This is a genomic window from Shewanella sp. AC91-MNA-CIBAN-0169, assembly GCF_040310165.1.
Taxonomy (GTDB): domain Bacteria; phylum Pseudomonadota; class Gammaproteobacteria; order Enterobacterales; family Shewanellaceae; genus Shewanella.
In genome coordinates, this window is the sequence record NZ_JBEOPM010000084.1 from 1 (window position 1) to 329 (window position 329).

At 48.3% G+C, this 329-nt stretch carries 1 protein-coding gene; it reads right to left on the reverse strand.

Annotated features, from left to right (window positions below; translation table 11 throughout):
* Positions 1-329 (reverse strand): transposase (locus AAEY98_RS22215; protein WP_351019727.1); only part of this gene is annotated, 329 nt, incomplete at both ends.

The window sequence follows — 329 nt, forward strand, 5'->3', positions numbered from 1 at the left end:
GTCTTGACGTATCTTCACGACGATGCAGTCCAAATAGACGATAGGATAAACACTGCTCAATGGCCGGTTCTGCCAAGCGGTGATGTCCTCTAATATGTTATCGGTGACTCTTGAAACCAGGGTGCTTGAGATGTCGACATCGTAGAGCTCTTTAATGCTCTCTACAATCTCGGTGGTGGTTTGACCCTTGGCGTAAAGGAATATGATCTTGTCATCAAGACCTGAGATACGGGTTTGATGCTTGCGCACGAGTGTAGGTTCAAAGTCACCATGACGGTCTCTTGGGGTGGAGATCTCAAGATCGCCTGTGTCACTGCGGACGGTCTTTT